The sequence below is a fragment of the Syntrophomonas sp. UBA5494 genome, assembly GCF_002426325.1.
Map to the genome: position 1 here is coordinate 21,550 of NZ_DIPG01000001.1, position 7,129 is coordinate 28,678.

At 46.0% G+C, this 7,129-nt stretch carries 7 protein-coding genes; 2 read left to right on the top strand and 5 right to left on the bottom strand.

Annotated elements, in window-relative coordinates; genetic code table 11:
* Nucleotides 1-55 precede the first annotated feature (55 nt).
* Nucleotides 56-766: a Fic family protein gene (locus B3W37_RS00125; protein WP_483174424.1), complete on the bottom strand. Its 711-nt coding sequence runs from the start codon at nucleotides 764-766 to the stop codon at nucleotides 56-58.
* A gap of 577 nt (nucleotides 767-1,343) precedes the next feature.
* On the opposite strand from B3W37_RS00125, the gene B3W37_RS00130 reads away from it, so the two are divergent.
* Complete coding sequence (locus tag B3W37_RS00130; protein WP_483171628.1) at nucleotides 1,344-1,514, top strand: hypothetical protein; 171 nt, start codon at nucleotides 1,344-1,346, stop codon at nucleotides 1,512-1,514.
* Between the two features lie 486 nt (nucleotides 1,515-2,000).
* Nucleotides 2,001-3,923 (top strand): DNA topoisomerase 3, encoded by a 1,923-nt coding sequence (locus B3W37_RS00135; protein ID WP_483171629.1) that lies wholly within the window; start codon nucleotides 2,001-2,003, stop codon nucleotides 3,921-3,923.
* Between the two features lie 175 nt (nucleotides 3,924-4,098).
* Here the strand turns inward: B3W37_RS00135 and B3W37_RS00140 are convergent, their stop codons facing one another.
* From B3W37_RS00140 to B3W37_RS00155, 4 genes are all read right to left on the bottom strand, one after another.
* A complete protein-coding gene (locus B3W37_RS00140; RefSeq protein ID WP_483174425.1) occupies nucleotides 4,099-4,950 on the bottom strand; it encodes a DUF3307 domain-containing protein in 852 nt (283 codons plus the stop codon).
* Between the two features lie 115 nt (nucleotides 4,951-5,065).
* Nucleotides 5,066-5,767, bottom strand: coding sequence for a SatD family protein (locus B3W37_RS00145; RefSeq protein WP_483174426.1), 702 nt, complete (start codon nucleotides 5,765-5,767; stop codon nucleotides 5,066-5,068).
* Nucleotides 5,768-5,949: 182 nt separating this feature from the next.
* Nucleotides 5,950-6,153 carry a hypothetical protein gene (locus tag B3W37_RS00150; RefSeq protein WP_483171632.1) on the bottom strand — a complete coding sequence of 68 codons (204 nt, stop codon included), beginning with the start codon at nucleotides 6,151-6,153 and terminating at the stop codon, nucleotides 5,950-5,952.
* Nucleotides 6,154-6,282: 129 nt separating this feature from the next.
* On the bottom strand, nucleotides 6,283-7,129 hold an 847-nt coding region (locus B3W37_RS00155; RefSeq protein WP_483174427.1), incomplete at its 5' end, for a 3'-5' exonuclease.

The window sequence follows — 7,129 nt, forward strand, 5'->3', positions numbered from 1 at the left end:
GTTATTTCCTTGAAATCGATACAATATTTTTCTTATCCATCGTGATGCCGGTAATTTAATGGTCCGTATTACGGATATATGCGGTATTTTTACCGGCACCCGTCTTAATTATATAACCCTCTTTCACCAATGCCGCCAAAGTTATCTCGACAGTCGAGGTGCTTATATCCGGGCATTTTTCCAGAATCATACGCTTCGACAGCTTTTGCAGGGTATTGTCAAATAGCTTACGGATCCTTTCCGGTTTGGAAAGATTGCGGTTTTGCATCAATTCTACCCTGGCCGAAAACTCTTTGTAGGCGCTCAAAATGACCTCCAGGTAATACCTGACAAACGGCAGGTAGGAGTTCTTTCCCTCGTGCCACTCAATTGAGCTGTCCTGCAATACCTCGTAGTAGGTTTCCTTGGTTTTTTCGATTATCATCTCGAGACTAATGTACTTGCCCACAATATATCCTGAACGGTAAAGGAGCAGAAGAGTCAACAGGCGGCTCATGCGTCCGTTGCCATCGTTAAAGGGATGAATGCAAAGAAAATCCAAGACGAACATGGGGATCAGCAGCAATGGATCGTATTTTTCAGCATTGACTGCATCTATAAAAGTATTGGTCAGGCGGTCAACAGCATCTGGAGTTTCAAATGCCGTCAGGGGTTTAAAGCGTATGTTGCGTTGGCCGAATGCATCTGTTTCAGTGATAAGATTATCCGAATTTTTGAATTTACCACCGATAGATGACGGACTGAACTGGTACAGGTCTCTATGCAACTGTAGTATACATTGGTACGAGGCGCCATATAATCATAGCTTTCATGGATCAGTCTCAGTACCTCCCGATAACCAGCGATTTCACGCTCCGAGCGGTTGCGCGGCTCCGCCTTGAGCTTTACCAAAGCATCCAAGCGCTCATCTGAGGTATAGATTCCTTCGATTCTATTGGAGGACCCGGTGCTTTGGATTATAGCAATTTCAAGCATTGCTTCTAATACATCGGCCTTCGCTTCAATAAACAGTTCTTGTTTTCCTTTATATTCATGAATTGCTGAGATCAAATTCATTAATTCATGGTTCATTAATTCATTCGGAACGGATGTATAATCAAATTCCCTCACCGCGAACATCCTTTCTGCACAAGGAAAATGGTTATGCACAATATTAACCCCAAAATATGCAGAAGTCAATCGATACAGGGTAGAATAAAAGTTTTTCTTTCTGCACAATTATAGAATTCTAGAGTATAGATACCTTCGTTTTATGAAATGAGGGTATCAGCATTGGCCAGTGCAAGCGAAATTGATTTTATAAAAAACTATCTTCACAACTCTGGACATGAAAGTATTTTTTCTTGTGTAATCGGATCAATCAAGTACGCTCTGAAGAGAGACAAAAGACGATCGATTATGCAATTAAAGTGCTAGAAGAGAAAACCACTTTGGGAAAAGACGGCATATTTTTTTTCTCGGCTCTCGATGCTCTGGAGGGTCGTCTGGATAATGATGAGGAAAGAATCATTTGACGTTCGGCGCATCCGCATTATCCTTTTTGAGCGCCGCTCCCACGGCTTTTGGACAGGTATTTAATAAATTCCGCCGGACTATAAACGAGAATTTTACCACAGGCTGGAGGAGGAAAATGCTTTTTGTTGCCGGTTATTATTAGGGTTCCAGGCGCAGCCAGGGCCGCTTCCAGAAATGGTTCGTCGTCCGGGTCGGGGAGGTGTATCGTTAGAGGAAAGGCCGTAACCATTATTCCCGAATCTTTTATATCTTCTGGAAATTGAAATCAATTTCATTTTACTTGTAGGGCACGCAGAACCGTACCCTAGTGCCCCACAGGATCGTTTCAGCACTGGGCTTTCTCCCAGGCCGCAAAAACATAGGATATAATAACATATACAGCGGATAGAACGCAGCCGCGTTGCTCTGTAATTTAATGGCGGTTTGATAAATTTTGCCTGCTGGGGATTATACGGACTCAGTTGCGGGCATGAGGTGGTTATGTCATGGCCAAACCATTATACATCACGGAAAAACCTTCGGTGGCGGGCAGCTTTGCCAGCGTGTTGGGTATAGAAATAAACAAGTCTGACCGGGGCCGGGGCTATGCCGAAAATGGCCAGGCCATAATAAGCTGGTGCTATGGCCATCTGGTAACAATGGCTTACCCGGAGGAATACGATCCCGCCTATAAATCGTGGCGGGTAGAGCATTTGCCGATCATACCCCGGGAATTTAAATATAAGATCATTGATAATGTCGGAATCGAAAAACAGTTTGAGGTTATCAGACAACTGATGCACCGTCAGGATGTGAGCATGATCTACTCCTGTACCGACAGCGGACGCGAAGGTGAGTATATTTTTCGCCTGGTCTATCAGCTGAGCGGCGCCGATAAACCCGCCAAACGGGTGTGGATTTCCTCGCAGACCGAAGATGCGGTGAAAAAGGGCATTGAAGCCGCCAAGGACCTCAGCGAGTACGATTCCCTGTCCCAGGCGGCTTATTGCCGGGCCAAAGAGGACTGGTTGTTTGGCATGAATTTCAGCAGGATCTATACCTGCCAGTATGGCCAGCAATTGTCGGCCCGATTGAAAGAGAAGAAACGATCGGTCATCGCCATCGGGCGGGTTATGACCTGTGTTCTGGGATTAGTGGTCAACCGGGAACTGGAAATCAGAAACTTCGTGCCCAAAATCCATTATGGGGTGGCGGCCAATTTTTTGTCTCAGGACAGCGGTGTCGCCTACAAAGGTAAATGGCAACCCCAAACAGCCAAAGGGGCAAAGCCTGCCGATACACTTGAGGACGATGAAAAATACCTCGGTCAAGAGGAAGCTCAGAATATTATCGACAAGTTGCAGGGGCATGAAGCCACCGTGAACAAGGTGGAGATCAAAGTCAAGAAGGAGCCGCCGCCGCTGCTTTTCAATCTGGCCGAGCTGCAATCCGAAGCCAACAAAAAATACAAACTGCCGGTCGATAAGACCCTGGCCATCGCGCAGAGCCTGTATGAGAAAAAACTCATCTCTTATCCCAGAACCGACAGCCGGGTATTGTCCAGCGATATCGTTGCCGAACTGCCCCGGGTCCTAAATGGTTTGTATAAGAATGCCGCCTTCAAGGATGCGGTTATAAGAATCAAGGAGTTTGGGAAACTCACTATCGATAAATCCAGCAAGAGGTTTGTGGATGACAGCAAGGTGACTGACCATTACGCCATCATCCCCACCTATGTAAGCGCCGATCTGTCCAGGCTGGATCCTGACAGCCGCAATGTATATAACTTGATCGTGAAAAGGTTTCTGGCCATATTCTATCCGCCTGCGATATACAACACGGTGAAGATAGAAACCGAAATCAAAGGGGAGATCTTTGTCGCCAGCTCCAAAACCCTCAATGATGCCGGCTGGAAAGAGATCTACGAAATATCCCCGGCAAAAAATGAAGAGGATATCTCCACTTCCCCACTTCATTTGCTCAGCAAAAAAGAAAAGTGCGCCACCACCGCTTTGGATTTAGAACAAAAAGAAACCAAACCACCTTCCCGGTTTTCTGACGCGGCATTGATTCTGACTATGGAAAAAGCGGGGAAGTATATAGAAAACGAGGAGCTCAGAGAGCAGATAAAGACCTGTGGCATTGGCACCTCTGCCACCCGTGCCGGCATCATCAAGAAGCTTCAGGATATCGGCTACATCAAAATCAATGCCAAGACCCGGATTGTTACGCCCGAGCCCAAAGGGGAGGTGATCGTTGAACTGATCCGCCGATCCGCCCAAGAGTTGTTGAACCCTGTCCTTACCGCCAGTTGGGAAAAGGGCTTATCCATGATACAGAATAAGGAGATCACCGCCGAGGTGTTTGAGGCCAAGTTGGAGAGCTATATAACCCGGACCATTGCCAAGGTCAAGAAAATTGGGATATAAAGGGCTTTTTCTGGTAATGCCAATTTCCTGGAGCATCCAGAATGATTGAAAAAACAAAAGAAATGCATTATATGAGTGAGGCATTTTGAAATCTAAAATCAAACATAATTTCTGATAAGCCAAAGGGGAAACTTTAACCAGAATATTATGCTTTGACCAGAGCTTCGATATAACCTTAACCCAATACCCAACGATAGAATAAAGCAATACTTATCGCCAATAAAGCGCTGAGTAAAGTGCCAATAAAATAGTATTCCGCAAAATCTTTGTTATTGAATTCATAGAATCTCATGGCCGTTTTGGTTCCGTATATTCCTATCAGAACCTCGTAGGCACCGGCAATAACAGCCAAAAAAGTCAGGCTTCTTTCAAGATTACCGATATAGCGTCCCGTTTTCTTGTAATTTTCTTTATTATTTATTGGATTTGAGAGCTCCGGAGCTGTCTCGGCGCCGTCGTCGTTATATTTGTTGAGTGTGACTTCTTCATTGACAGGCCCTTTAATAGTTTCCAGAAACAATCTTATGAAGATATTCGAGAAATCCGTGATTAATATGATGCCAATGATAACGAAAATGATGGTCGCAAAAACGTTACTGAGCTCAAAAGATCGTAAAACGGTCAGTATGGACGATTTACTCAGCCAGTTTATTATCAGGATGATAATCGATATATGAAGAGCCTGGTCCAGCATAAAAATCAAAGCCCTATTATTGATACCGATACATTCCCAGCAGGGTTTCTTCCAGTCAATAATTACATGACTGACGGCCAGTAATGTGGCGATCAAAAACAACCATTTGATGTCTGAGTAATGAAGACCAAAAACTAAGATAACTATGACGCCCAGGTAGAGCAGGAAATGAATGGATGCGTGAAACAGCAGCGACTGTACCTCTTGCGGTGTTTTGCCGCCGCCGTTTTTCTTCTGGGCCATATCTTCGTCTTGGAAGACGAAATCCCCGGCAAAATGAGCCAACAATAAAAGCAGGAATAACTCCAACATCCGGCGTACCTCTCCTGGCATATATAAGTTAACAGCTTAAATATAGGCATTATAAGATAAAAACTTATACTCTTGCTATAAGTTTGACGACCGCAAGGTTGACAGCTGTCTGAAAATATAAGCAATAGACTGATATTTAGCGGTTATTAGCGGAAGAATGATAACCGAACAGAGTGTTTAGGAGCTGTTTGACATTTCCTTCTGCTTCCCTGATTTCAGCTATCCTGCTTTTATACATCATTTGGCTTACGGCGGATTGTGAAATCCCTAATTGGGAAGCGATTTGCACTTGATTCATATTGGCCCTAATGCAGGCATGAATCAGTTTATTTTTATCGGACCACAAATTCCGAACCTGCGACAGCAATAACAGCGATGTATTCACAGCTAATCTGGAATTGTCCGCTGGCGGACTATGAAATATTATTACATGTCCTTTATATTTGTGAGCTTTGTCCATAGCCTCCCGGGCCTCGTAAAAGGCAGGCCCGTCCATACCGAGAGCCATATCGTTGATTTTAGTGCTGATGCTCCCATAACCGACTCCAAATCTTATTTGAACAGGCTCTATTGCTTCTACAATATCAGTAATAATATCAAATAGCAGATTGGTGGGCCTTAATAGACCCTGGAATTCGTCGCCTAGAGTAATCAAAAATTTCGATATGACGACTTGTGAGTATCGTTCATTAATATTGTGCAGCGTTGACTCCAGTTTGTCTTGAATAGCTTCGCGGTCGGTGATTGATTTTGACTTTACAAGGTCGCCAATGATAGCAAGATAAGTATTGTCAGGTTCCATTGTGATGTTTTCCCCCAGAATCCAAGCCTTACACAAAGGCTTAAAAGCCTATGCTATTTAAAACGCACTTTGTTACATATTATATCCATAAAGTGGAACCGTGGCGAGGACTGGGCCGCTGTTTCTGATTCATCGTAAATATCGGCCGGCAAAACAATCTCCTGCAACTGCAAACTGATTTCATATGGGTAACGGAAATGCGCTGCCCCCCAAAGCCCTCATTCAAATAAAATCGGCTGGCCGCCGGTTGGGTTTTCTGTGCCGCTTTTCTGCTGATGAGGGGACTCTTCCTGATCCGGCTTCAATCTGAACGGATAAAGAGGACACTTATTCATCGGGCATAACGCCACTTCTTTCTTGCTATGATTAGAACACTGCAGGCAATAAGCCCTGATCGCCTGTCCCATCGTCCGTTTGATCATTGTCTTCCTCCTATTGATACCAGATTATTTGATAAAAAATGGGGTGACAAATGGGCCTGACGCCCTTTTTGCCACCTTTTTCCGCTCCCGCAAACAGAGCCAACAGTCTGACGGTTCTCTGTTTGTCTGTCACCCCTCTGCCGCCAGGTTGGCTTTAAAGCTGATTTTACGCAGAGTTGCCAGGTCATCGAACTTGATCACGTAGGCAGCCTGGTCGCGGTCGATATCCAGCACTTCCCCGGGGCCCATGATGCTGTGGACGATACGGCTGCCGGGCCTGAAGGAGATCCCGTCCGGAGCCGGTTGCAGCATTTTCTCGCTGTTGCGGATGCTCCACTTGCTTTCAGATATAAGGCTGTCGTCCAATGGGTTGGTGTAAGTCAGGAAGGTCTGGTCCACATTGAAAATGAAGCGTGAAGGAAAGCGGTAGGAACCATCCAGATTCCGCCCCTCCGCATCGGTTAAAAACAAACCCTTTTCCGCCCGGGTGAAGGCCACGAAGGCCAGGCGCCGTTCCTCTTCCATGCCCTCCAGGGTCGCGGTCTTCTTGGAGGGAAATACGCCTTCCTCCAGGCCGCACAGGAAAACATAGGGGAACTCCAATCCCTTGGCGGCATGCACGGTCATCAGCTTGACCGCGTTCTTGCCGGAAGCTGCGTCACTGTTGCTCAAAAAGGCTACGTGGGCCAGGTAGTTTTCCAGGGTGCTTTCCTCACCGCAGGAAGTTTCGTATTCATAGACCGACTGCTTCAGCTCCGCCAAATTGTCCAGCCGCTCCTGACTGCCCTCCGTCCTGAGCATGGTCTCATAACCGCTCTGATCCAGGACGGCGCTCAAAAGCTCGGAGATGGGGACGCCATGATAGCCGGCGGCAAAACCCTCGATAAGGGCCAGGAACCGTTTGGCCCGGGTATGGTTGAAAATCTCATTATCCATGCTCCTGGCCAGAGCCTCATACAGAGAACAATGATTCTGC

Excerpts from the sequence above, each read along its gene's own strand:
- B3W37_RS00135 (WP_483171629.1), top strand. The coding sequence starts at position 2,001 with ATGGCCAAACCATTATACATCACGGAAAAACCTTCGGTGGCGGGCAGC.
- B3W37_RS00140 (WP_483174425.1), bottom strand. The coding sequence starts at position 4,950 with ATGCCAGGAGAGGTACGCCGGATGTTGGAGTTATTCCTGCTTTTATTG.
- B3W37_RS00150 (WP_483171632.1), bottom strand. The coding sequence starts at position 6,153 with ATGATCAAACGGACGATGGGACAGGCGATCAGGGCTTATTGCCTGCAG.